At 70.1% G+C, this 24726-nt stretch carries 21 protein-coding genes; 11 read left to right on the top strand and 10 right to left on the bottom strand.

Translation table 11 applies throughout. The features are described 5' to 3' along the window. Positions 1–81 precede the first annotated feature (81 nt). Positions 82–1419: a TldD/PmbA family protein gene (locus AB0M47_RS28975; protein ID WP_363419604.1), complete on the bottom strand. Its 1338-nt coding sequence runs from the start codon at positions 1417–1419 to the stop codon at positions 82–84. Then, entirely contained in the window at positions 1416–2852 is a 1437-nt protein-coding gene (locus AB0M47_RS28970; protein WP_363419602.1) for a TldD/PmbA family protein, read from the bottom strand. The genes AB0M47_RS28975 and AB0M47_RS28970 overlap by 4 nt, the downstream gene beginning before the upstream one ends. A gap of 290 nt (positions 2853–3142) precedes the next feature. Here AB0M47_RS28970 and AB0M47_RS28965 point away from each other — a divergent pair, with 290 nt between their 5' ends. From AB0M47_RS28965 to AB0M47_RS28945, 5 genes are all read left to right on the top strand, one after another. Continuing rightward, positions 3143–4207, top strand: coding sequence for an ABC transporter permease (locus AB0M47_RS28965; RefSeq protein WP_363419600.1), 1065 nt, complete (start codon positions 3143–3145; stop codon positions 4205–4207). A gap of 96 nt (positions 4208–4303) precedes the next feature. Further along, a complete protein-coding gene (locus tag AB0M47_RS28960) occupies positions 4304–6058 on the top strand; it encodes an ABC transporter substrate-binding protein (protein ID WP_363419598.1) in 1755 nt (584 codons plus the stop codon). 148 nt (positions 6059–6206) lie between these two features. Continuing rightward, positions 6207–7211 carry an ABC transporter permease gene (locus AB0M47_RS28955; RefSeq protein ID WP_363419597.1) on the top strand — a complete coding sequence of 335 codons (1005 nt, stop codon included), beginning with the start codon at positions 6207–6209 and terminating at the stop codon, positions 7209–7211. 2 nt (positions 7212–7213) lie between these two features. Further along, on the top strand, positions 7214–8269 hold the full coding sequence (locus AB0M47_RS28950; protein WP_363419595.1) for an ABC transporter ATP-binding protein: 1056 nt from the start codon (positions 7214–7216) through the stop codon (positions 8267–8269). Beyond that, positions 8266–9345 (top strand): dipeptide ABC transporter ATP-binding protein, encoded by a 1080-nt coding sequence (locus AB0M47_RS28945; protein ID WP_363419594.1) that lies wholly within the window; start codon positions 8266–8268, stop codon positions 9343–9345. Before AB0M47_RS28950 ends, AB0M47_RS28945 begins: the two co-directional genes overlap by 4 nt. 56 nt (positions 9346–9401) lie before the next feature. Here AB0M47_RS28945 and AB0M47_RS28940 read toward each other — a convergent pair whose 3' ends face one another. Then, positions 9402–11279 (bottom strand): prolyl oligopeptidase family serine peptidase, encoded by a 1878-nt coding sequence (locus AB0M47_RS28940; RefSeq protein ID WP_363419592.1) that lies wholly within the window; start codon positions 11277–11279, stop codon positions 9402–9404. A gap of 118 nt (positions 11280–11397) precedes the next feature. On the opposite strand from AB0M47_RS28940, the gene mshB reads away from it, so the two are divergent. The 3 genes from mshB (at position 11398) to AB0M47_RS28925 (ending at position 13180) form a co-directional block, all read left to right on the top strand. Further along, positions 11398–12258 carry an N-acetyl-1-D-myo-inositol-2-amino-2-deoxy-alpha-D-glucopyranoside deacetylase gene (gene mshB, locus AB0M47_RS28935; RefSeq protein WP_363419590.1) on the top strand — a complete coding sequence of 287 codons (861 nt, stop codon included), beginning with the start codon at positions 11398–11400 and terminating at the stop codon, positions 12256–12258. Then, the gene (locus tag AB0M47_RS28930; protein ID WP_253757895.1) at positions 12255–12626 is read left to right on the top strand and encodes a hypothetical protein; all 372 of its coding nucleotides are present in this window, start codon (positions 12255–12257) and stop codon (positions 12624–12626) included. The genes mshB and AB0M47_RS28930 overlap by 4 nt, the downstream gene beginning before the upstream one ends. Positions 12627–12724: 98 nt before the next feature. Beyond that, entirely contained in the window at positions 12725–13180 is a 456-nt protein-coding gene (locus tag AB0M47_RS28925) for a hypothetical protein (RefSeq protein ID WP_363419588.1), read from the top strand. Here AB0M47_RS28925 and AB0M47_RS28920 read toward each other — a convergent pair. Next, the gene (locus AB0M47_RS28920; RefSeq protein ID WP_363419586.1) at positions 13177–14193 is read right to left on the bottom strand and encodes a GNAT family N-acetyltransferase; all 1017 of its coding nucleotides are present in this window, start codon (positions 14191–14193) and stop codon (positions 13177–13179) included. The genes AB0M47_RS28925 and AB0M47_RS28920 overlap by 4 nt on opposite strands. Positions 14194–14262: 69 nt before the next feature. Here AB0M47_RS28920 and fdxA point away from each other — a divergent pair, with 69 nt between their 5' ends. Both fdxA and dapC read left to right on the top strand, forming a co-directional pair. Further along, a complete protein-coding gene (fdxA, locus tag AB0M47_RS28915; RefSeq protein ID WP_253757889.1) occupies positions 14263–14589 on the top strand; it encodes a ferredoxin in 327 nt (108 codons plus the stop codon). A 2-nt stretch (positions 14590–14591) separates the two neighbouring features. After that, positions 14592–15695, top strand: a complete 1104-nt coding sequence (gene dapC, locus AB0M47_RS28910; protein WP_363419584.1) for a succinyldiaminopimelate transaminase — start codon at positions 14592–14594, stop codon at positions 15693–15695. Positions 15696–15763: 68 nt separating this feature from the next. Here dapC and AB0M47_RS28905 read toward each other — a convergent pair whose 3' ends face one another. The 6 genes from AB0M47_RS28905 to dapD all read right to left on the bottom strand — a co-directional run bounded on the left by AB0M47_RS28905 (position 15764) and on the right by dapD (position 23596). After that, positions 15764–16828, bottom strand: coding sequence for a prephenate dehydrogenase/arogenate dehydrogenase family protein (locus tag AB0M47_RS28905; RefSeq protein WP_363419582.1), 1065 nt, complete (start codon positions 16826–16828; stop codon positions 15764–15766). Between the two features lie 91 nt (positions 16829–16919). Further along, positions 16920–17858 (bottom strand): prephenate dehydratase domain-containing protein, encoded by a 939-nt coding sequence (locus AB0M47_RS28900; protein WP_363419580.1) that lies wholly within the window; start codon positions 17856–17858, stop codon positions 16920–16922. 148 nt (positions 17859–18006) lie between these two features. Further along, positions 18007–19002: an aldo/keto reductase gene (locus AB0M47_RS28895; RefSeq protein ID WP_363419578.1), complete on the bottom strand. Its 996-nt coding sequence runs from the start codon at positions 19000–19002 to the stop codon at positions 18007–18009. 33 nt (positions 19003–19035) lie between these two features. After that, entirely contained in the window at positions 19036–20325 is a 1290-nt protein-coding gene (locus AB0M47_RS28890) for an AAA family ATPase (RefSeq protein WP_363419576.1), read from the bottom strand. Then, positions 20318–22627, bottom strand: coding sequence for a hypothetical protein (locus tag AB0M47_RS28885; protein ID WP_363419574.1), 2310 nt, complete (start codon positions 22625–22627; stop codon positions 20318–20320). Before AB0M47_RS28885 ends, AB0M47_RS28890 begins: the two co-directional genes overlap by 8 nt. 36 nt (positions 22628–22663) lie before the next feature. Next, positions 22664–23596 (bottom strand): 2,3,4,5-tetrahydropyridine-2,6-dicarboxylate N-succinyltransferase, encoded by a 933-nt coding sequence (gene dapD, locus AB0M47_RS28880; protein ID WP_363419572.1) that lies wholly within the window; start codon positions 23594–23596, stop codon positions 22664–22666. Positions 23597–23610: 14 nt separating this feature from the next. Here dapD and dapE point away from each other — a divergent pair. Beyond that, a partial coding sequence (gene dapE, locus AB0M47_RS28875; RefSeq protein WP_363419570.1) for a succinyl-diaminopimelate desuccinylase occupies positions 23611–24726 on the top strand: 1116 nt, incomplete at its 3' end.

Here is a 24726-nt window from a genome sequence, read left to right as displayed (position 1 = left end):
TCAGGGATATGCAGCCCTTCCGGCCTCCCGGAAGCATGCATATCCCTGATCTGCTGCTCAAGATGAGATGGGACGGGTGGGTCAGCCGGAGGCCGTGCCGGTGAAGTTCCACGAGGCGAGGTGCAGCGCCGGCCCGGTCCACGACCCCAGCCCCCACCGCGAGGGCTGGGCGACCGCGGTGTCCCCGACGCCGAGCACCCGGCCCGGGGCGAGCGCCTGCGGATAGGCCTGGGTGAACCGGAAGTTCTGCACCGGCGTACCGATCTCGCCGTCCTCGATCAGCCACACCCCGTTGCGGGTGAGCCCGGTCAGCGTCATCTGGCGCGGGTCCAGGACCCGGGTGTACCAGAAGTCGGTGACCAGCAGCCCTCGGCGTACGCCCCGGATCAGGTCCGGCAGCGGCGTCGAGCCGGGGGAGAGGACCAGGTTCTCCGTCATCGGGCCCCAGCCGCCTTCGCTGTAGTGCCCGGTGCTGGCCGCCCCGGCCTTCGCCGCCGTACGCCGATCGTGGGCGACCGCCGCCGTGACACCGGCGTCCACCAGACTCAGTACGCCGCGCGGCGTGCCTTCGGCGTCGTAGGGCTGGCCGATGTTGCCGGGCGTGACGGGGTCGTCGGTGAGCGTGATCGCCGGGTCGAACTGCGCCTCGCCGAGCCGGGCGAAGGACCGGCCCTCGTTGTGCTGCTTGCCGTTGAATCCGTAGAACGCGAAGTTCGTCAGGATGTCGGCGACCGCCTCCGGCATCAGCACGACCTCGTACTCACCGGCCGGGAGTTCGACCGCCGAGGTGAGGGTGCGCGCGTTGCGGCCGACCCGGTCGCCGAGCGCCGCTCCGTCCAGGTCGGACATGCGGGTCGACGAGATCCGGGCGGCCGAGTCGGCGCCGTCGTTCCGGGCGATCCCGTCGAAGTCGGCCGAGGTCGCCTCGCCTTCGACGAAGTGCCCGGCCGAGTTCGCGTACGCCCCGGTCCAGTGTTTGGTGCGGCAGTAGCCGGCGGTCTCCAGGCCACCGGCGGCCCGGACGAACGCCTGCACGACTCCGGCGCGATCGTCGGGCGTGGCGGCCAGGACGGACTGGTCGACGGTGCCCGTCCCGGCGAGCGACGCCGGCGGCACGAGACCGGGCCAGGCGGCGTCGAGCGGGGCGAGCCGGGTCGCGCCGACCGTCCGCTCGACCAGCGCCCGGAGACCGGCGTCGTCGGTCAGCGTCGTCGACGCGACAGTGGTACGCCCGTCGACGTGGACGGTCAGCGTCACCGAGGTCGTCTCGTCGGCGACGTTCTGGTGGATGAAGGAGGTCGCGAACCGGGTCAGCCACTGTTCGGTGCGGTCGGCCGAGACGGCTGCCTCGGCGGTCGGCGCCGCTGTGCGTACCAGATCGAGAACCTGGTGGGCGAGATCAGCGAGAGAGGAGCTCATGCCTTGACCCCCACGCGGACGTTCTGGAATCGGGCCGGGGCCGCCGGGTGCCCGGTGTGGCCGATCTGGCCGGGTTGTCCCTTGCCGCAGTTGGGCGTGCCCCAGGCGACGGTCTCGTTGGAGAGCATGTCCATCGACTGCCAGAACCGCGGGCCGATGCCGGTGTAGGTCGGGTTGCGCAGCATCCGGCCGAGCTTGCCGTTCTTCACCTCGTAGCCGATCTCGCAGCCGAACTGGAAGTTGAGCCGCTTGTCGTCGATCGACCACGACCGGTTGAAGTCCATGAGGATGCCGTCATCGGTGGCGGCGATGATCTCCTCCAGCGTATGCGGGCCGGGTTCGAGGCCCACGTTGGTCATCCGGACCATGGGCAGCCGCGCCCAGCCGTCGGACCGGACGCTGCCGCCGTAGTCCAGCCCAGCGACCGCGGCGGAGTCCCGGCCGGCCAGGACGCCGACCCACCGGCCGTCCCGGACGGCGTCGCGCGCCTGTGCCGGGGTGCCCTCGTCGTCGAAGCCGAACGAGCCCAGCGCACCCGGGATCGTCGGGTCGATCGTGATGTTCATCAGCTCGGAGCCGTACCGCAGCGAGCCCAGCTTGCTCAGGTCCAGCCAGGACGTGCCGGCGAAGGCGGCCTCCCAGCCCAGGATCCGGTCCAGCTCGATGGCGTGCCCGACCGACTCGTGGATCTGCAGGCACATCTGCTCGCCGCCGAGGATCAGCGTGGTCTCGCCGGCCGGGCAGACCGGGGCGGTGAGCAGTGCTCGCGCCTCTTCCGCGATCCGGGCCGCGTGTGCGGTCAGGTCCAGCTCCCGGACCAGTTCCCAGCCGCGCGTCCCGTACTGGCCGCGGTAGGAGGGGTAGGACCGGCGCTGGGTCTCGTGCTCGCCCACGACCGTGGCGGAGATGCCGCCGCCGCACTCGCGGATGTGCTGGTCGATCCGGTGGCCCTCGCTGGACACGAACCACTTGCGCGTGTCCCAGGCCTGGTAGAGGCCCTCCGCGAGGTCCGCGCCGTGCTCGACCATCAGGCGGGTCGCCGTGGTCAGCAGCTCGCCCTTCTCCCCCAGGGGTACGCCCAACGGGTCGACTTCGCAGGCGGACGCCCACGAGGCGGTGGTGGCCGGTGACCGGACGAGGTCCAGCGGCGGACCGGGGACCTGGGTGCTGGCGGCTGCGATCCGGGCGGCGGTCTGCCCGGCGAGGCGGGCCCCGGCGGTGCTCAGGTCGGGCACCGCGTAGAAGCCCCAACCGCTCCCTACCAGAGCGCGTACCCCGATGCCTGCGTCTTCTTGCTGCGTGAGATCCTCTATCTCGCCGTTGCGCGCGTTCATGGATTCCGTGCGTCGGTGCATCACACGGGCGTCCGCGTATCGGGCACCGGCGTCGAGGGCGGCTTGTACTGCCACAGTGGCGACGTCGAAATGCGACATGTGCCGACCCTACAAGCCCGTTTCCCCGCTTTTGCGTACTCCCTGATCTTGGACGCAAGTCTTCCTGTGTTTCACAGAAGTAACAGGAGAAACAACCGTCACAGGGCGGCTTGGCCGGGCAGCTTACAGCACGTCAGAAGGTTGCGGTGGTCGGCCCATCCGTGACGGGGTTGTTATCGAACTGATGTTGAGCAGCCTTCACGACGGCGTTTCTTGCTACTACCGTCCCCTCAGACACCTGGGGCGGCACATCCCCGGGTGCGCTGCAACCTACGTATGAGGAGATGGGCATGAGCGAGCCGAACCCGCGTGGCACCGAGCCCGCGGCCACCGCGGCCGACTCCGCCGCCGTGGGCGTGCTCGACGTCGCGGCCACCGAGGAGGGCGCCAAGGCGCCGAAGGTCATCGAGGGCCGGTCGCCCGGCCAACTGGCCTGGATGCGGCTGCGGCGTGATCGGACCGCGCGCGGCGCGATCTGGGTGCTGGGCTTCTTCATCGTCATCGCCATCCTCGCCCCGCTGATCGAGAAGGTCTACGGACTGGGCCCCACGGTCAACAGCCCGGATCTGCTCGACGCCGGCGGTCTTCCGCTGGGCTACTTCGGCGGTATCGACTTCTCCAGCGACAACGTCTCCGGTCACGCGCACATCCTCGGCGTCATGCCGGGCACCGGCTGGGACATCTTCATGCAGTTCGTCTACGGCGCGCGGACGTCGCTCATCGTCGCGGCGCTGGCGGCACTGCTCTCGGTGGTCATGGGTGTCGTCATCGGCATCGTGGCGGGCTACCTCGGCGGCTGGATCGACCAGATCCTCACCTGGTTCATCGACTACATGCTCGCCTTCCCGTTCGTGCTGATGGCGATCGCGATCATCCCGATCGTCAACTCACACCTGGCCGACGCGAGCGGCTACGTCGCGCCGCCGGAGCGCATGGCCACGATCATCATCGTCTTCTCGCTGTTCGGCTGGATGAGCACGGCGCGGCTGGTCCGCGGCCAGGTGATCTCGCTGCGCGAGCGGGAGTACGTCGAGGCGGCGCGGGCGGCCGGCGCCGGACGTGGGCACATCATGTTCAAGCAGATCCTGCCGAACCTGTGGGCCCCGATCCTGGTGACCTTCTCCCTCGCGTTGCCGGCGACGGTCACCGCCGAGGCGGCCCTGTCCTTCCTCGGCATCGGCGTGGAACAGCCGACCCCCGACTGGGGCCGCATGATCAACGACAGCCTGCGGTACATGCAGTCGGACTGGACCTACCTGATCATTCCGGGCGTTTCCATCTGGGCGCTCGTCCTGGCGTTCAACCTGTTCGGCGACGCCACGCGCGACGCCCTCGACCCGAGGTCCAGCCGCTGAGCCTCGGCTCGCGGTGATCTCGGCACACAGATGTCCCGGTGCTCACGGGCGGATACCCCTCCTGGCAACGGGCTGAAAATGGGAAGGAGAACCCTAGTGCGAAAGACCGTCAAGGCGCTGGCCTTTGGCGCACTCGCCGTAGGCGTCGCGTTGAGCGCCGCCTGCACCAAGAACACTGGCGACAGTGGCACGAACAAGCAGGCTGAAGCTCAGAAGTTCATCGTGGACTACAAGGGCGAGACCGTTACCCCCGCCCCCGAGGTTGACGGCGCGAAGCCGGGCGGCACCATGACAGTGGTGCAGGAAGCCGACTTCGAGCACCTCGACCCCACCCAGATCTACGTCTCGAACGCGCTGAACTACAGCCAGCTGTTCTACCGGACGCTGACCACCTACATCGAGACCGGCAAGGAGGGGGAAACCGTCAAGCTGGTCGGTGACCTCGCCACCAACGCCGGTGAGACCACGGACGGCGGCAAGACCTGGAAGTACACGCTGCGTGACGGCCTGAAGTACGAGGACGGCACCGCGATCACCTCCAAGGACGTCGCCTACACGGTCTCGCGGTCGTTCGGCACCTTCGGTGCGCAGGGCCCGCAGTTCCTGCAGCACGCGCTGGACGCCAACTACGGCAAGGACGGCGGCTACCAGGGCCCGACGGCCGACAAGCCGTACGCGCCGGGGATCAGCACGCCGGACGACAAGACCATCATCTTCTCGTTCGCCACGCCGCACCTCGAGGTTCCGTACCTCACGGCGTTCCCGACGACCGCGCCGATCCCGGCCGCCAAGGACACCAAGGAGAAGTACGAGCGCGAGTTCGTCTCCTCCGGTCCGTACAAGCGCAAGGAATACGTCGCGGGCACCAAGCTGGTTCTTGAGAAGAACCCGAACTGGGACTCGAAGACCGACCCGCTGCGTCACCAGTACGTCGACCAGTGGGTGTTCGACATGACCGCTGACCCGAAGGCGCAGACCGACCGGCTCACCGCCGCGACCGGCGCCGACGCGGCGGCCGTCATGATGGACAACGTCCCGCCGGACCAGATCCCCAACGTCAAGGGCAACGCCGAGGTCATGAAGCGGGTCGCCACCGGCCCGAACCAGTACGTCTACTACCTCGACATCAACACCACCCGGGTGACTGACGTCGACGTGCGGCGGGCGCTGAACTACGCGTTCGACCGGGACGCCTACATCAAGGCCCTCGGTGGCCCGGACGTGGCCGACCCCGCGACGACCATCCAGTCGCCGGTTCTGCCGTCCTACAAGAAGTTCGACGTGTACCCGTCCCTGCCGGACGGCCACGGCGACGTCGAGAAGGCCAAGAAGCTCCTCGAGGGCAAGACCGTGCCGAAGCTGACCTTCTGCACCTCGAACACCACGGCCAACCAGCAGGTCGCCGCGGTGATGGTCGAGTCCTTCAAGCGGGCCGGCCTGGAGATCACGACCAAGTTCATCGAGCGTTCGGCGTACTACACCACGGTTGGTGTCAAGGGCGTCGACTGCGACCTGATCACGGCGGCGTGGGGCCAGGACTACCCGGACTCGGAGTCCGTTCTGGGCACCATCATGGACGGCACCAAGATCACGGCCGAGGGTAACAACAACTACTCCTACTTCAACGAGTCGACCATCAACGACAAGCTGAAGACCCTCCGTGAGATGCAGGACCGTGGTGCTGCCGCCGCCCTGTACGGCGACCTGGACGAGCAGATCATGCGCGACTTCGCGCCGATCGTCCCGCTGCGTTACGGCCGGAACTTCACCATCGCCGGCCCGAACGTCGGTGGCACGTTCCTCAACCAGTACAGCCAGTTCAACGCCACGAGCAGCTTCGTCAAGTCCTGACGTAGCGCTCGGGGGCGGCGGATCCTGATTCGCCGCCCCACGGTGAACAGCACTTCAGCACCACCTGTGGCGGGCGGCGCACCCCGGCCGCCCGCCACAGCCCAGCCCAGTCCCCAGGCGGCTGCTGGATTTCCCCCGGAAGGCAACCATGCTTCGCTTCTTCGTCAAACGCGCGCTCCTTGCGGTGCTCACGCTTTTCGCGATCTCCGTGACGGTCTTCGTGCTCTTCTTCATGGGTCCGGCCGACCCCGCCGCCACCATGTGTGGCACGAAGGCGTGCACGGCGGCTCAGCATGAGCAGATCACCAAGTCGCTCGAGCTCGACAAGAGTCCGGCGACTCAGTACGCGAGCTACATGCGAGGCATCTTCGTCGGCCGGGAGATCGGCAGCGGCAGCACCAAGATCGAGTGCGACGCACCCTGCCTCGGTGTCAACTTCCGCTCTTATGAGCCGGTGAAGGACATCATCGCGCGTACGCTGCCGATCACCTTCAGCATCGTGCTCGGCGCCGCTGTGTTGTACGTCCTCATCGGAACATCGCTGGGCATGATCTCGGCCATCTGGCGCGGCTCGATCTTCGACCGCCTCGCCGCCGGAACGGCCCTGACCTTCGCCTCGACCCAGATCTTCTTCCTCGGCTCGCTAATCCTGCTCGTCTTCGTCTACAAGACGGGATGGCTGCCGAGACCCCAGTACATCAGCCCGTTCACCGACTTCTTCGGCTGGATGGGCGGCATGATCACCCCATGGATCGCGCTGGGCCTGATCAACTCGGCGTCCTACTCGCGGTTCTCCCGGGCGCAGATGATCGAGACACTCGGTGAGGACTACATCCGCACCGCGCGTGCCAAGGGCCTCGGCATGAGGGCGGTCTACTTCCGGCACGCGCTGCGGGCGGCGGTCACCCCGATCGTCACCATCGCCGGCATCGACATCGGCGGTCAGCTGGGTGGCGTCGCCATCACGGAGACCACCTTCAGCCTGCCGGGCATGGGCAAGACCGCCCTGGGCGCGGTCGTCTCCCAGAATCTGCCGATCGTCATGGCGATCGTGTTGTTCGGCGCGGTCTTCATCGTGCTCTCCAACGTGATCGTCGACATGCTCTACGCCGTGATCGACCCGCGGGTCAAGCTCGGCTCTTCCGGGAGATGACAATGACTGCGAACGAGTCCCCCTACCTCGAGGTCGCCGACCTGCAGGTCCGCTTCCGCACTGAGGACGGCCAGGTCCAGGCGGTCAACGGCGTCAGCTTCGCGGTTGAGCGCGGCAAGACGCTCGGCATCGTCGGCGAGTCCGGCTCGGGCAAGAGCGTCACGAGCCTGTCGATCATGGGTCTACACAACCCGAAGTCGACCATCATGACCGGCAGCATCAAGGTCGGCGGCAAGGAGCTCATCGGGCTCAGCCAGGACCAGCTGCGCAAGCTGCGTGGCCGCGACGTCTCCATGATCTTCCAGGACCCGCTGACCGCCCTGCACCCCTTCTACACGATCGGGCGGCAGATCGTTGAGGCGTACCGGATCCACCATCCGGACGCGTCGAAGGCGGTCGCGAAGAAGCGCGCGATCGAGATGCTCGACCGGGTCGGCATCCCGCAGCCCGACCGGCGGTTCAAGCAGTACCCGCACGAGTTCTCCGGCGGTATGCGGCAGCGCGCCATGATCGCGATGTCGCTGGTCAACGACCCCAACCTGCTCATCGCGGACGAGCCCACCACGGCTCTCGACGTGACGGTGCAGGCGCAGATCCTCGACCTGCTCGAAGACCTGCAGCGCGAGTTCAACTCCGCGGTCATCCTGATCACCCACGACCTCGGCGTCGTCAGCCAGGTCGCCGACGACGTCCTGGTGATGTACGGCGGCCGGGTCGCCGAGTTCGGCACCGTCGAGCAGATCATGCGCTCGGCCCAGCACCCCTACACCTGGGGCCTGCTGGCCAGCATGCCGTCCCTGCACGGCGACCCCGACGCGGAGTTGCTGCCGATCAAGGGCAACCCGCCGAGCCTGCTGAACATCCCGTCCGGCTGCGTGTTCCACCCGCGGTGCGCGTACGCGATGCTCAAGGGCGGGCCGTGCGACGTCGAGGTGCCGCGGCTCCTGCCGCTGGCGCTGGCCGACGAGCCGGGCCACACGGTCGCGTGTCACCTGCCTGAGCGGGAACGCAACCGGACGTACCAGGAAGAAATCGCGTCGGTGGGAGTCGCCCAGTGAGCACCCAGGTTATTGAGCAGCGCGGCCCGCGGGATCTGACCTCCGCCGAGCCGCTGCTGAAGGTGGAGAACCTGACCAAGCACTTCCCGGTGCGCGGCGGTGGACTGATCGGCGCCAAGCAGGTCGTCCGCGCGGTCGACGGGGTCTCGTTCGAGGTCCGTCCGGGTGAGACGCTCGGTCTCGTCGGTGAGTCCGGCTGTGGCAAGACCACGACCGGCCGAATGCTGGTCCGGCTGCTGGACTCGACCGCTGGCAAGATCACCTTCGAGGGCCAGGACATCACCCGATCCCGGGGATCGAAGCTGCAACGGCTCCGCCAGGACATGCAGATCATCTTCCAGGACCCGTACTCGTCGCTGAACCCGCGGCACACGGTCGGCAAGATCGTCGCGATGCCCTTGCAGGTCAACGGGATCAACCCGCCCGGCGGCGTGAAGAAGCGCGTCCAGGAGCTGCTGGAGCTGGTCGGCCTCAACCCCGAGCACTACAACCGCTTCCCGCACGAGTTCTCCGGCGGTCAGCGGCAGCGCATCGGCATCGCCCGGTCGCTGGCGCTCAACCCGAAGATCATCGTCGCGGACGAGCCGGTCTCGGCGCTGGACGTGTCGATCCAGGCGCAGGTCATCAACCTGCTCCGGGAGCTGCAGCGGGACATGGGCCTGGCCTTCGTCTTCATCGCCCACGACCTGTCCGTCGTCCGGCACTTCTGCCAGCGCGTCGGCGTCATGTACCTCGGCAAGCTGGTCGAGATCGGCTCGCGGGAGCAGATCTACGAGCGGCCGGCCCACCCGTACACGAAGGCGCTGCTCTCGGCGGTGCCGGACCCGGCACACATCGGTGAGTCGGCGGGCCGGATCCGGCTGGTGGGCGACGTGCCCACCCCGATCAACCCGCCGTCCGGCTGCCGTTTCCGGACGCGCTGCTGGAAGGCCCAGGACATCTGCGCCCAGCAGGAGCCGCCGCTGACCATCAAGTCGAGCGGTTCGCTGGGGGCCTGCCACTTCCCCGAGGAGGGCATCCTGATCGAGCAGGAAGTCCACTCCGACGAGGTCGCCACCGGCGCGGACGAGCACTGAAGCACCACCAAATAGATGGAGGGCGGGCACCCCAGGGGGCCCGCCCTCGCCCCTTCTCAGGGGTGCAGCAGGGCGTCCAGTGCGGACAGTTCGACGTCGATCGGGGCGTCGTCGGCGATTTCGCGTACGCGCACCGGCAGGTCCCGCAGTTCGTGATGCAGCCAGACCTCGGAGTTGTCCTCGGGGTTGCCCAGGTACCGCTCGGCCAGCACCGACGGCAGCGTCGTCCAGGCGCGTACGGGGTCGCGGACGACCGCGCCGCGGAAGGTCTCCGGCCGGTCCGCCACCGCCCGAGCGGCCAGCCAGCCGCCGACGCCGGTGCCCCGGAGCAGTACCTGTTCCAGGTCCAGGTCGGGATCCTTCGCACCCAGCTCGTGCACGGTCTCGGCGAGGTCGGCCACGACGAGGTCGACCAGCCGCCGGTGCACCACCTTCTCGAAGCTCGGCGCGATGCCGGCGCTGCCCCGGGTGTCGACCGCGACGACGGCGTACCCCGCCTCGGCCCAGCGCTGCCGCAGCGCCCACGCGTCCGACCGGGCCAGCACGCTCTGCCCGCCGAGTCCGGTCGCCAGGTCGAGCAGCACCGGCAGCCGCCGCCCGACCAGGTGACGTCCGGGATAGAGCACGCCGACCGGCAGCCGCCGATCGGTGACGCGGTCGAGGACCGGGCGGGGGAGATCCGCCGGCTGAGCGGTGTCCTTTCGGACGGCGGCGGGGTCGCCGAGGACGCCGACCTGATGTCCCCGCCGCAACACCAGCCAGTGCGTACCGGGGTGGTCCAGGCCGGCTGAGCCGATCACCATCGTCTCGCCGCCGCATTCGCCGGTGTGCCAGCCGGGCTCGTGGGTCAGCCGCTGGGCGGCCATCCCGCCGCCCCGGCCCAGCGCCCCGCGTACGCGATAGAGGTGCTGTTCAGCCGGGTCGGTGCTTGCCTCGATCAGCAGGTCGCCGAGTTCGTTGTCAAGAGCTGACTGCACTCCTGGCGTCTCGCGCGAGCGCTCCCCGGCGCCTCGTCGGGGTTCGGTCGGCGGCATCCCGGAGAAGGCCGGCAGCCCGGGACCGAGGCACATCGGCCCGATCCGGCCGACGACTCGGCGTACGTAGAGGTTGGGCGGGGTGAGCAGGGTGCCGTCGGCGAACAGGCACCGTGAGTCGTAGCTTTCGTGGGCGATCTCGCTGCCGACCAGTACGCGGCCGTCCGGCAGGTGCAACGGCGTGCCGTCGACCGTGCGGACGAACCGGGGATCGGAGAGTTCCGCGTGCACCTGGGTCTCCCCGGTACGCGGATCGACCGCGAGCACGAGCCCGTGGTTCTGGCCGCGGCGCAGCACGGTCACCAGGGGCGGACCGTCGAACCAGCCGGCCCCGGCGACGTAGGGGTAGACCCAGCGGTCCCAGTGCACGTCGACCCAGCCGCCGTCGAGTTCCAGCAGATGCAGCGAGGTGCTGCGCGGGCCGTCCGTACGCGCGGCGAGGATCGCCGATCCGTCGGGCGCCCACCACCAGCCGCGGTTCCGGCCGAAGCCGATCGCGTCGTCGTCGACCTCGCCCCACCACACCGTCGGGCTCTCCTCGCCGGCCAGCAGCACCGGGGCGGCGGCGTCGTTGTGCGCGCCCTCCAGGAGCACGTGCAGCGCCTGCCCGCGCCGGTACGCGATGTGCCGCCCGGTCGGGTCGGGCTGCGGCTGCTCGCCCTCGACGCCGAGGTCGACGACCTCGGGCTCGCCGGTCAGGCGTACGCGGTGCAGGCGTCCGTGGCGGGCGAAGACGGCGACGGTGGCGTGCAGATCGCAGGCGTACGCCCCGACCTCGTCGGCGACCGGGCGAAGCGCGCCGGTGGCCGTGTCGAGGACGCAGAGGCGCTCGCCGAGCAGGTACGCCACCCGCTCGCCGTCCCGCCCGACGACGATGCGCCGGGGTTCAAGGTCCGTCACACCATGAAGCGTATTCATCTGACTGTTCGATTCGTGGTGGTTTGGCGGTTTGCCTAGACAGAATGCACCACGCCTCGGCACCAGCGGGGTGTACGCGGCCGGGCGTTAGAGTTGCCCGGTGGATCGCAGCATTCTGTTCGTGCACGCTCACCCGGACGACGAGTCGATCGGCACCGGGGCGACCATGGCCCACTACGCCGCCCAGGGCGCTCGGGTGACCCTCGTGACCTGCACCCTCGGGGAGGAGGGCGAGATCCACGTGCCCGCCCTCGCCCAGTTGGAGGCGGCCCAGGCCGACCAGCTCGGCGGCTACCGGCTGATCGAGCTGGACCGGGCGTGCGCCGCGCTGGGCGTGGCCGACCACCGCTTCCTCGGCGGCGCCGGGCGCTACCGGGACTCCGGGATGATGGGCACGCCCGCGAACGAGCACCCGCGCTGCTTCTGGCGGGCCGACCTCGACGAGGCCGCCGGACACCTGGTCGAGATCATGCGGGAGACCCGGCCGCAGGTGCTGGTCACCTACGACGCCAACGGCTTCTACGGTCACCCCGACCACATTCAGTCGCATCGGGTCGCCATGCGCGCCGCCGAACTGGCGCGGGCGGAGGGCTTCGGCCCGGCCAAGATCTACTGGGGCGCGATGCCGAAGAGCGTCCTGGAGGCGGGACTGGACGCCTTCAAGGACTCCTCGGACAACCCCTTCGGCGAGGCCACGAGCGTCGACGACATCCCGTTCGGCACCCCGGACGACGAGATCGCCGCCTGCGTCGACGGCACTGACCAGCACGAGAAGAAGGTCGCTTCGCTGCACGCGCACGCCACCCAGATTCCCGAAACCTCCTGGCTCTATTCGATCGCCGGCAACTTCGGCGACGAATTCATGGGTGTGGAGTACTACACGCTGGCGTACGGCGAGCGGGGTCCGGGCGACGGCGCGCACGGCTGGGAAGCCGACCTGTTCTCGGGTTTGGACGCATGATCGAGTGGCTCACCCGGATCTACGGGGCGGTCGTCGCCTTCCTGCTCGGCGCGCTGACCGCGATCTTCGAGGTCTTCTACAGCAACCTGCGGGTCGGTTCGGTGCTGGTGCCCGCCACGATGCTCGTCGCGTTCGCGGCCAACTTCGGGCTGACATGGTTCGCCTGGTACACCGTGGACAAGACCTGGGCGCCGGTCTTCGCCATCGTGCCGTGGTGTGTCGTGATGGTCGCCGCGGTGACCGAGCGGCCCGAGGGTGACTGGCTGATCCTGCCCGACAATTGGGCGGGCGCGCTGGCGGTCGTCGCGGGCATGGCCGGCTTCGCCACTCCGTTCCTTCGCCTGGTCAAGCCACGTCGGGTGGTCTGAGAGCGGAAAGTCGGCGTCCAGCTGCCCTTGAGACCCCTGGTGTATCTTCCGGCGACGGCGTATAAGGATCACGTCGGAATGTGCGCGCGGGAGGCGGAATGGCGCAGAGGTGGAAGCGGATCGGCATCTTGGCCGGAGCGCTCTTCGCGATCAACGTGGCGGGACGGCTCGTCTCGAAGTTCGTGCTGGACGAGAACTCCAGCAAGCAGGATCTCGTCCCCATCGTCGGGCTGAGCGCGATCGCGTTGGCGTTCGCGGTCCTCGCCTTCCTCTGGGGACGCAGCCGGCCGATGGGCGCGGTCGCCTTCGACCTCGCGATGGCGGCGGTCGTGTCCTGCGCCCTCATCGTGCTGGCCGGACCGCTCATCATCGGCGAGGGCCCGTTCAAGATGGGCGCCGGCGACTTCTTCGAGCAGATCTGGCAGTACGCCGCGATCGCGGTCGGCGCCTCGCTGCTCGGTGGGCTCGTCCTCGTCGCCACCGGCCAGGACATCCGGACCAAGCAGCTCCGCCAGTTCGCGCGTACCGCTAAGGCGAAGCCCAAGCGCGTCTAGCGCCGCTGCCGGAGGCGATAGCGCAGGTAGCTGTGGTGCGTCGTGAAGCCGAGCTTCGCGTACAGCGCCTGCGCGGCTTCGTTCGTCGACTCCACCTGCAGGAACGCGTGGCTCGCGCCGTGCTCGCGACCCCACCGCGCCAGCTGCCCGACGACCTGTTGGGCCAGCCCGCGGCGACGGGCCGCAGGCACGGTCTCGATCGCGAACAGCCCGAGCCACCGCGCCCCCTCGTCGTCGGCGTGACCGGCGGCGGTGACGCTGCCACGCCCCATCGCGAGCAGGTCGCCGCTGACTGCACTCCCGGCGGCTCGCCCCAGCGGCTCCCCGGCGTCCGCGTACTCGCAGAAGGCAAGTGTGGGAACCGCCGTCAGGACGTGGTGCGCGGCCTCGGACAGCGGTCCGCGCCGTCCTTCGATCAGGGCGAGCGCGGCGGGTGACGGCCGCGCGGACAGCGAGCCGACGGCGCCGGTGGCGGCGATGAGCTGGTCCAGGTCGATGGTCTGGACCCGCACGGCGCATTCCTCGTGCCAGCCCGCCTTCAGCAGCTCGCGCTGGACGGTGGCCGCGAGCGGCAGCGGCACGTCCACCTGCGGCGGCAGGTCACGCTCGGTGTAGAACGCTACGACCTGCTCGATCGCCGCGGTGAGCGGCACGCCCGGGTCGCCGACGGGCAGCGCGGAGTTGGCCCGGCCGGTGTAGCCGCCGGCGGCGCGCAACCGCCAGTCGCCCAGCCACGCCAGCTCCGCGGGGGGCCAGGCGCGCGTGGCGGCTCGCTCGACCTCCGCGATCTCGCGGGCGGTCGGGCCCCGGCGCGCGGGCACCGGCTTCGCGCGATGGATCTCATCCACTGGTACGCGCACCGCACCGGCAGAGGTGAGAATCACGACTTCGGTGGGCGTGATTTCGGTTAGCTCGCCCAGCAAATCGGTATAAAGGGGGCGTTCACCCGTCTGGACCCGTCTCCGGACGACTACCCGAGATCCGATGTCGCGCGGACTGAGGGCCAGCACCATCGACCACCTCCCGGGCGCGATACTAAGCTGTCGGTGGCTGCCCGCCATCGCCAGCTGGAAGGACGACCCGTGACCTACATCATCGCCGAGCCCTGCGTCGACGTCCTCGACAAGGCGTGCATCGAGGAGTGCCCGGTGGACTGCATCTACGAGGGCAACCGGATGCTGTACATCCACCCCGATGAGTGTGTCGACTGCGGTGCCTGCGAGCCGGTCTGCCCCGTCGAAGCCATCTTCTACGAGGACGACGTTCCCGAGCAGTGGCGCGACTACACCCCGGCGAACTACGAGTTCTTCAACGACCTCGGTTCGCCTGGTGGTGCCTCGAAGATCGGCAAGATCAACGCTGACGCCGCATTCATCGCCGGCCTGCCGCCGCGAGGCGAGGGACACTGAGCATGAGCCGGGCGAGCGCCGGCCGCCGTTCACCGGCCGCCGGGCTGCCCGACGTGCCGTGGGACCGCCTGGAGCCGCTCAAGGCGGTTGCCGCCGCGCATCCGGACGGGCTCGTCGACCTGTCGATGGGCACCCCGGTGGACTCGGTGGATCCGCTGCTCCAGGCGGCGCTCAGCGGCGCGGCCGACTCGCCCGGCTATCCGCTCACCGCAGGCAGCGTGGCACTGCGGGACGCGATGCTCGCTTACGTTCGGCGTTACTGCCGGGCCGACGGCGAGCTGGGGGTCCTGCCGACGATCGGCTCCAAGGAGCTGGTCGCCTGGTTGCCACGCTTTCTGGGGTTGGGCCCGGGGGACACCGTCGTCATCCCCGAGGTCTGTTACCCCACCTACGAGGTCGGCGCGCTGCTGGCCGGGACGACCGTCGTCCGGGCCGACACGCCGCCGGCCGAGCCCGCGGCGTTGGTCTGGCTGAACTCGCCGGGCAATCCGCACGGCCGGGTCGCCACCGTCGCCGAGATGCGCGCGTGGGTGGCCTGGGCCCGGGACTGCGGCGCCGTCATCGCCTCCGACGAGTGCTACCTCAGCCTGCCGTGGGAACAGACGCCGGTCTCGATCCTCGATCCCGAGGTCTGTGACGGGTCGGCAGCGGGCCTGCTCGCCATCCACTCGCTGTCGAAGCGGTCGAACCTGGCCGGCTATCGGGCCGGCCTGGTCGCGGGCGATCCCGAGCTGGTCGCGGACCTGCTCCTGCTGCGTAAGCACGCCGGGATGATCGTGCCGGCTCCGGTCCAGGCCGCCATGGTCGCGGCGCTGGGCGACGAAGCGCACGCCGACCGGCAGCGGGAGATCTACCGGGCCCGTCGCGGCGTGCTGCGGCCGGCGCTGGAGAAGGCCGGCTTCCGCATCGAGCACTCGACGGCCGGCCTGTACCTGTGGGCCACCCGCGACGAACCCGGTCTGCGGACGGTCGGCTGGCTGGCCGATCGGGGCGTCCTGGGCGTACCGGGCGAGTTCTACGGCCCCGCCGGAGAGCCTTTCGTGCGGCTCGCGCTCACCGCGTCCGACGAACGTATCGCGGCGGCGGCCGACCGCGTCGCTGGTTAGGCGCTCGTCGGCTCGCACATGATCAGGGTCATTTCTGTGCTGCTATGGCGACACGGAATTGACCATGATCATGGAGTCGCCGGTCGGAGCACGGTATAGGTGACGCGGTCGCCGTCGACCCGGCACCCTGTGACACAACCGCCGGACGCGCCGAGCTCCACGAGATAAGCCAGCTCCTCGTCGTCCTTGCCGCTGCCGAAGCCGCTGCCGAAGCCGCTACCGAAGCCGCTGTCCAAGCCGCTATTGAATTCGCGGGACGCGGGCTCCGTATGCCGAGCCAGCAGGTCCAACCGGGCGTGCCGCCCCTCGCTCAGGCAGCTCAGCAGGCGCTCGGCGTCCCCGGTGACCACGGCGTCCACGAGGTCGTCGAGGGCCGCCCGGACCAGCCCGATCCGGCGTGCGATCGCGGCCCGATTGTTGAGCAGCATGTCCGTGGTGCGGGCGCTGGGCGTACCGGCGACTCGGGTGCCGTCGGAGAAGCTGCCCGCGGCGAGACTCAGCACCGCCGCGCGTACGTCGGACCGATCGGTGGCCGTCGCCAGCGCTCCGGCCAGGAGGTGCGGGATGTGTGAGGCGAGCGCCACGATGTCGTCGTGGACCGTCGCGTCCAGCGGCACCACCCGCGCGTCGAACGACTCCAGGACGAGCCGGGCCAGCAGCCGGAACGCGGGAAGCCCCGGTACGCCGAGCGGCGTCAACACCCATGGCGCGCCGACGTAGAGATCGGCGGTGGCGGCAGCGAGCCCGGCCCGCTCGGAGCCCGCCATCGGGTGGCCGCCGACGAAGCGATCGGTCAGCCCGGCCCGCTCCGCGGCCTCGGCGACGGCCATCTTGGTGCTGCCGACGTCCGTGATCACGCAGTGCTCCGGAGCCGCGGCGACCACCTCGGCCAACCCGGTGGGCAGCGACGACAGTGGTCCGCAGAGGAAGACGACGTCCCGCCCGGCGAGGGCGTCGTCGAGCCGATCGGCGAACGACAGCCCCAGGTCGGTCCCGGTGGTACGCGTACCGGGGTCGGGATCCCAGCCGACGACCTCGTGCTCGGTCTGGGCCAGGCGCCGGAGGACGGATCCGCCGATCAGACCGGTTCCGACGACGGCGATCCGGAGCGTCGGCAGCCCGTCACGTGCCATCGTGCTCCCTTGTCCCGTCTGTCACTCGCCATGAAGTCCTTCACCGGTTCGTCACGAGTATGCCAGCGCGGCGGTCGGTCTCGTGCCGAGCTTAGGGGCGGCCCGGGAACACCGCACTGACCTCGTGCAGATCCCGGAGCCCGAAGCTGCCCGTCGGCGCAGACAACGGCCGATCCGGCCGCGACGGCCGCAGCAGATGGTCCGAGAGGAAGCTGCCCAGGAACTTGACGCGTACGCCGGTGTAGAGGAGCCCGTTGACCGCTCGGGCCAACCCCGCCGAGGTACGCGTGTCGGCCAGCGCCAGCACGAAGACGTACGCCCCGGCGAAGCCCGGCAGCGGGCGCGAGGTCAACGACAGGATGTTCACGCCTTGGTCGGAGAACTGGACGCAGACGTCGGCCAGGGTGCCGGGCCGGGTGGCCGGGGTGAGCGCCAGCAACGTCTTCCAGCTCAGTCCCTCGGCCGGGGCGGGCAGGTCGGCCTGCCGACGCCGGGAACCGAGGCACGCGAACCGGGTGACGACACCGGGGTGGTCCTCGATCCCGCTGTCGAGGAGGCTGACCGCGTACCGGTCGGCAAGGTCGGGGGCCGCGATCGCCAGCAGCCCCGGATCGTCGGCGGCGGCCTCGACAGCGGCGGCCGTGGACCGGAAGACCCGCGTCGGCAGCCCGGCGGCGTTGACGTATCGAGTGCACTGCGCGAGCCCGTGCGGGTGGCTGGCGATGCCGGTCGGCGGTCCGGACGCGCCGGCGGCGCGGTACACGTCGAACGTGGTGGGCACCGAGATCTCGCGCAGGACGACGACGTCTCCGCTGCCGAAGACCAGCTGATCGAGGCTCGCGGTGACGATCCCCTCGACCGTGTTCTCCATCGGGACGACGCCGAAATCGCAGTCGCCCCAGCGGACGCGGTCGATGACTTCGGGCACGGTCGTGCTGGGCAGCAACTCGTCGGTCCGCTCCCAGAGCTGCGTCGCGGCCAGATAGGTGAACGTGCCCGGCGGCCCGAGGTACGCGATGCGCAAGGTCACTGGGACGGCCTCCCCGTGTTCCGGCCGATCTGGACGGTGAGGCTGTACGGTATCGCAACCGTCTATATGCCGCTAGACCAGGGTCTGCGCGGTCTGCAGGGGCTACTCCGGAGCGGCCGCTCGCCCAGCGGCCGCTCCGAGCGGGAACTCAGGCGGCGTCGAGGTACGCGACCTGCGCGTCCGTCAGCGAGAGCCCGAGCGCCGGCACCGCGGAGTCGTACTGCGGCAGCGTCCGGGGGCCGATCAGGGTCACGAGGTCTTGCCGGAGCAGCCAGGCCAGCACGACCTGGTTCGGGGTCGCCCCGACCTCGGCGGCGATCTTCTCCACAGCGGCGAACCGGGCGTCGGTGTCCGGTCCGGCGTACTCCGTCATGACGTGTGAGGTGGTCCGCTTCTCCGGAACGTCGTAGACGCCCTTCAAGATCGGCGAGTACGCCACCAAGGTCTGCGCGTGCCGCTGAAGGTAGTCGAGCTGGTCGTAGCCGACGATCGACGCCGATTCGGAGCCCGGCCGGGGACGCAGGTACGAGTGCTGCTGCTGGACGGCGACCGGGGCCGGCCAGCCGTACCGGTCGCAGAGCTGCCGGATGCTCTCCAGCCGCCAGGTGCGTACGTTGGACCAGCCGAGGTGCTTCACCTTGCCGGCGGCCACGAAGCCCGCCAGCGTTTCGAGGGTGTCCTCCAGCGGCGTGGCCAAGTCGTCGACGTGCACGTAGTACAGGTCCACATAGTCCGTGCCCAGGCGGCGCAGGCTCGCCTCCATTGCCGAGGTCAGCGCCGCGCGGGAGGCGCCGGCGAACTGCTGCCGGGCCTTGGCCCAGTCGGGCTCCTGCGGGTTCGCCCACAGCCCGGGCAGGTCCCGGGGAAGCGCCGTGCCCTTGGTCGCGAGGAAGATCTCGTCCCGCCGCCCGGTCTGGGCGAACCATCGGCCGAGCAACTCCTCGCTCTCGCCGCCCTGCGACTCGGGACTGCTCCACCAGGCGTAACAGTCGGCGGTGTCGAGGAAGCTGCCGCCCGCGCCGTCGACGTAGCGGTGCAGCATCTCGACGGAGTCCGCCTCGGAGGTCGCCGTCCCCATCAGCATGCACCCGAGGGCGAGCTTGCTGACCTGCGTACCGGTGTTTCCGAGTGTCGTTGTCTGCATGAGGCGACGCTACGAGCTAGAGCGCGCTCAAGGTCAAGTTCGGAACTTATCCAGGTGGTCGAGGAACGACAGATTGGCCGCCCAGCCGTCGATCGGCGGCGGGTCCGACCCCAGCCAGACCGGTTCGGCGGCGGGAAACTCGTGCAACTGGGACGCGATCCCGGCGCGCGTCACCACGATGCAGGCCTGGCGGTGCCGGGAGGCGAGCACGCACAGCCGCCCGGTCTCCAGATGGAAGGCGGTCGCGTCGCGGCGGCCCGACAGCGGATGCCAGACCAGCGTGATCTCGAACTGCCGGCCCTGCAGCCGATTGGCGGTGTCCACGGTGACCTGCGGCAACGCCGCCCGGTCCAAGGCCGCCCGGACATGGTCCCGCTGGTCGGTGTGCGCCACCCCGATCGCGATGTCGCGCGACTTCAGCCCGCGCGTGCGCCGCTCGTCGGCGGTCACGGCCGCCCCGGCGCACAGACCGCGGGCCAGTTCGACCAGGTGGGCCACCATCTCCGGATCAGTTCTCGGCTGGTACGCCGAAGGCAGTTCCAGCAGTCCCCAGCCGTGTTCGGCAGCGCTCCGCACGGCGGGATGCGCCGAGGCCGGGACTTCGAGACGGCGTACGCCCGGATCCACCCCGGCGCGGAACGGCCGGACGTAGAAGGCGTCGGACACCACCGGCGCGGTGTGCGGAGCCAACCGCCAGCTCACCGGCAACGGGACGATCGGCGTACCGGGGTGGTGGCGAAGGACGACCCCGGCGGCGGTGGACAGCGGCCAGGCCGACAGCGACCGCACGGTGTGCTCGTCGGCGACGGTGAACGGGGAGAGCTGACCGGGGTCGCCGACCAGCAGCAGGCGGTCGAACAGGTCGCCCACGCGGACCAGCGCCGCCGCCGACATCTGGTACGCCTCGTCGATGATCCCCAGCTCGAACGTCTCACCGGGGCTGAACGCCCACTTCGCGGCGGTCGCGACGACGATCGGGCAGCCGGCCAGCTCGGCGAGCTTGGCGCTGGTGCGTACGCCCCGGCGGGGGAAGCCGGTCGGCGGTTCCCAGCCGCTGGCGTGCAGCCGGCCCACCTCGGCGGGCAGCCCGGCCTCGGCCAGTTCCCGGACCAGCCCGCCGACGAGGTCGTCCGCCTGGTCGTTGGTCTGCACCACCACCGGAACGCGTACGCCGTCCGCCACGAGCCGCCGGGTCAGCTCCCGGACCAGGGTGGACTTCCCCGCACCGGGCGGGGAGTCCACGACGACCGTCCGCTCGCCGGAGGTGAGCAGCCGCCAGATCTCGTCGACCGCCCCCTCGTGCGCCGCCCGTGCCTCACTCACCCGCGTCACCGCCTTCCGCGCCCTCGCCTTCCGTCCGCTCGGCTTTTGCCGCTGGATCAGGGATCTGGGTCGAATCTTCGCCCAAGATTCGACTTACATCCGTGATCTGCTGCTGATCCGCAGCGGTGGGAGCGGCAGCGGCAGCGGCAGCGTCAGCGGGAGCGGCGGCGGGAGCGGGAGCGTCAGCGTCAGCGGCGGTGTCAGCGGGGTCGGGGGAGGCAGTGCCGAACTGCCAGGGGAGTTGGTCGGGCAGCCGGCTCGGAAACGCGTCCTCCCCGCCGAACGGCGCGAACACGACCTCCTCGCCGATCTGGGGCAGCCGGCCGAGGGCGTTGCGTTGCACCGCGCCCTTCTGGACGAGCAGCTCGACGCCGCCCGGCTCGACGGCGGTCACCGTCACCATCACGCGGGGATCGGTGGCGAGCCAGAGTTGCGTCCCGAGTGGGCGGCCGAACTCGGCGTCGCTGTGCAGCCAGATGCGCGGGCGCAGCAGCTCGCGCCCGGTCGGCGAGGCGAGCGTGTGTTCCCGGTCTACCTTGGACACCGTGCCGCTCAGGGCGTCGCCGCTGATCAGGTAGCCCGTCATGACCAGCGGATCGTCGAGCGCCATCTGCCGTTCGAGGGCGACCGTGCGGGTCTCCAGCTCGTGCAGGAACCGGAACGCCGGTACGCCGGACAGCCGGGCGGCGACCGAAGCCGTCCCCTCGGCGACGCGCTCCCGATGCCGGGTGTAGGACCAGCGATCGCGTTCCCACCGGTCGCCGACGTGCGCGCCGATCTCGGGCAGCTCCGCCCGGACGAGGTCCAGCGAACGCCATGTCGCGGACCACGCCGTCGCCAACGGGCCGGAGACGGCCGCCGTGACCAGGCCGGGCGCGCCGAGCGCCGGAGCGAGGACGCCCGAGTCCCAGTGCGGGTCGGGGATCGGCCCCATCGGCACGTCGTCGACGGTCACCCCGAGCCAGGACAGCAGCGACGGCAGGTGAACATCCTCGGCGGGCAGCTGGCCGGTCGCCCAGTGCGTCGTCAGCACATCCGTCATGGCGGTCGTCACCGACGACCCGGGCAATACGCGCCGCGACCCGAACCAGCTCAGATGCTGGGCCGCGAGGTCCTCGGAGCCACGCAGGTAGCGGGCGAGCAGGTCGGTCAGCCACTGCGCGGTCCCGCTGTTGGGCGTGATCAGCTGCGGCGCGTCGACCGCGCATTCCACGACCGTCATGTCCCGCCGGACGACCGGCTCGACCGCCGCAAATTCCTCCACATAGGAACTCAGATCGGCGGCGAACTCCCGCAGGAGGGCCAGCCGCTGCTCGCGGTCCCGAGGCTCGGCGGCGACGAGGAGCTTGCCGTCCTCGGGCGATGTCCCATAGTGGAGCGCCAGCACCGCGGCGGGCTCGCCGGCCAGGTGGTAGCCCACCACGACCAGCGGCTTGTCGTGCAGATGGACGTGGCGGCGGGTGGTGCGGCGGACCGAGCGGCCGTCGCGCATGGCCTGCAACCGTTGCCGCACACCGAGATCCGGCGGCGGATCGAGCAGCGCCTCGTCCACCGTGCCGCCGACGACGTTCGCCACCGCGCTGCCGAGACGCGCCACTCGCCGTTGCTCGACCAGCTCCCCGGCGCACGCCCCCATCATCGGGCACTGTGGGCAGCCGTCGCCGAACTTCGGGCGCAGCTCGCTCCACTCCGGCGCTTCGCCGCCCCACTCCAGACCCGTCGACAACGCCCGCACGCGGGCCACCTGCGGCGCCACGTCGAGCACGGCGGCGGTCGGGCTCAGCCCGAAGTTCTTCGGCAGCACCAGGAGGGTACGCGTAGCGCAGCGGTCCGGATCTGGAAGTTGCGAACGCAGTGCCACGATCTCGACCGCAAGCTCCCGCGACGTGGCTGCGACCTTGGCCGGATCGGCGACCTCGCCGACCATCGCATAGGTGCGTACGCCGACGAGGTGCAGCGTCTCGCCGGAGACCACGAGCAGGCCGTCGGTCTCCAGGCCGCCACCGGGCCAGCCGAGTCGCTGCGGCCCCAGGATGTGCAGCCGGGGCGTCCGGTCGGCGAGACAGCTCGCCAGATCGGAGGCCACTGCGCCGGCCACCTCGATGCCGAGATGTCGCTGAATCAGGTCGCGGAGTTCGGCGTATCCCTGGCTCTTGAGACGGGCTTCGAACTGCGCGGACCGGGCGAGGGCGAACGGCGATTGACCGACCTCTTCGCCGCCGAGCGAGACGGCGAGCGAGTCGAGGTCGACGCCGGTGGCGACGAGTCGTGAGCGGCGCTCACACCCGGGGGTGGCCAGCAAGCCGGCCACCCCTCGTGGGGTGAGGGAGTCAACCACCTAGTTGCTGTGGAGCGCCGAGTTGAGGGTGATGCCGTGGCCTTCGCGCGGTGTGGCCTCCAGCGCGCCGGTGACCGAGTTGCGCCAGTAGCGGATGCCGCTGGAGCCGGACAGGTCGCGGGCCTTGACGACCCGGCCGTCCGGCAGGGTGATCTTCGAGCCGGCGGTGATGTAGCAGCCGGCTTCGACCACGCAGTCGTCGCCGAGCGAGATGCCGATGCCGCCGTTCGCGCCGAGCAGGCAGCGCTTGCCGATCGAGATGATCTCCTTGCCGCCGCCGGACAGCGTGCCCATGATCGACGAACCCGCGCCGATGTCGGAGCCGTCGCCCACGATCACGCCGGCGACGATCCGGCCCTCGACCATGCTGGTCCCGAGCGTCCCGGCGTTGAAGTTCACGAATCCCTCGTGCATCACCGTGGTGCCTTCGGCCAGGTGCGCGCCGAGGCGGACGCGGTCGGCGTCGGCGATGCGGACCCCGCTCGGCACCACGTAGTCGGTCATCCGGGGGAACTTGTCGACCCCGTAGACCGCCAGGTGCCCGCCGGTCGCCCGGACCTCGAAGCGCAGCTCGTCGACCCGCTCCACCGGGCACGGGCCGAGGCTCGTCCAGGCGATGTTGGGCAGCGCGCCGAAGATCCCGTCGAGGTTGGCCTGGTGCGGCTTGACGATCCGATGCGAGAGCAGGTGCAGCCGCAGGTACGCGTCGGCGGTGTCGGCCGGCGGCTCGGCCAGGCTGCCGACGACCGTCTCCACCTGCACGACCTTCAGATCCAGCGGCTTCTGGACGTCGGTGGCGTAGGCCGGCTTCGGGCCGGGCGCGCCGAGGCCCAACTGCCCGGCCGGGTACCACACGTCGAGAACCTGCCCGTCGGCGGTGACGGTGGCCAGGCCATGACCCCAAGCTGCGTCATCGAGTCTGCTCACGGTCACCTAGGCTACCGGTCATGGCTGACGTTCTTACTTCAGAGGTGCTCGCCGACCCCGTGGCGTTGACCCGCGCGCTGGTCGACATCGAGTCCGTCTCGGGGAACGAGAAGGAGATCGCCGACGCGGTCGAGGCAGCCCTGCGCACCTGCGCCCACCTGACCGTGGAGCGGGTCGGCCACACCGTCGTCGCGCGTACGCAGCTGGGCCGGTCGTCGCGGGTGGTGCTGGCCGGGCACCTCGACACCGTGCCGATCGCGGGCAACTTCCCGTCGCACCCGTCCATGACCGCCGAGGGCGTCGAGCTGATGTGGGGTTGCGGGACCTCGGACATGAAGAGCGGCACAGCCATCGCCCTGCACCTGGCGATCACCGTCACCGAGCCGAAGTTCGACGTCACCTACCTCTTCTACGAGGCCGAAGAGGTCGAGGCCGTCCGGAACGGCCTGTTCATCCTCTCGCAGCAGCGCCCGGAGTTGCTGGCCGCCGACTTCGCGATCCTGCTGGAACCCACGTACGGCGTCGTCGAGGCAGGCTGCCAGGGCACCATGCGCGTGATCGTCAGCTCCGAAGGCAAGCGCGCGCACTCGGCCCGGTCGTGGCTCGGCGTCAACGCCATCCACGCCGCCGGGGAGATCCTCGCGCGGCTGTCCGCGTACCGGGCGCGGGAGGTCGAAATCGATGGGTGCCTCTACCGTGAAGGCCTCAACGCGGTCGCCATCACCGGTGGCGTGGCCGGAAACGTCGTCCCCGACCGCTGCGAGATCGAGGTCAACTACCGATTCGCCCCGTCCCGGTCGGTCGACGAAGCCCTGGAACACCTGGTCGACCTCTTCCACGGCTTCGACGTGAAGCTGACCGACTCCGCCCCCGGCGCCCTGCCCGGCCTCACCCTGCCGCCCGCGGCCGCGTTCATCGCCGCGACCGGCACCACACCGGCCGCCAAACTCGGCTGGACCGACGTGGCCCGGTTCTCCGCGCTGGGCGTACCGGCGTTGAACTTCGGGCCGGGCGACCCGAACCTCGCCCACAAGGTGGACGAACACGTCGAGATCGTGAAGATCGTCGAATCCGCCACCACCCTCCGCACCTGGCTCTCCCCCAATACCACAGACAACCCCCCACCCCCCCCCACA

This window comes from Hamadaea sp. NPDC051192 (genome assembly GCF_040682475.1).
Taxonomy (GTDB): Bacteria; Actinomycetota; Actinomycetes; order Mycobacteriales; family Micromonosporaceae; genus Hamadaea; species Hamadaea flava.
Note: the sequence above shows the minus strand (reverse complement) of the source record. Positions and strands in the feature narration are given on the sequence as shown.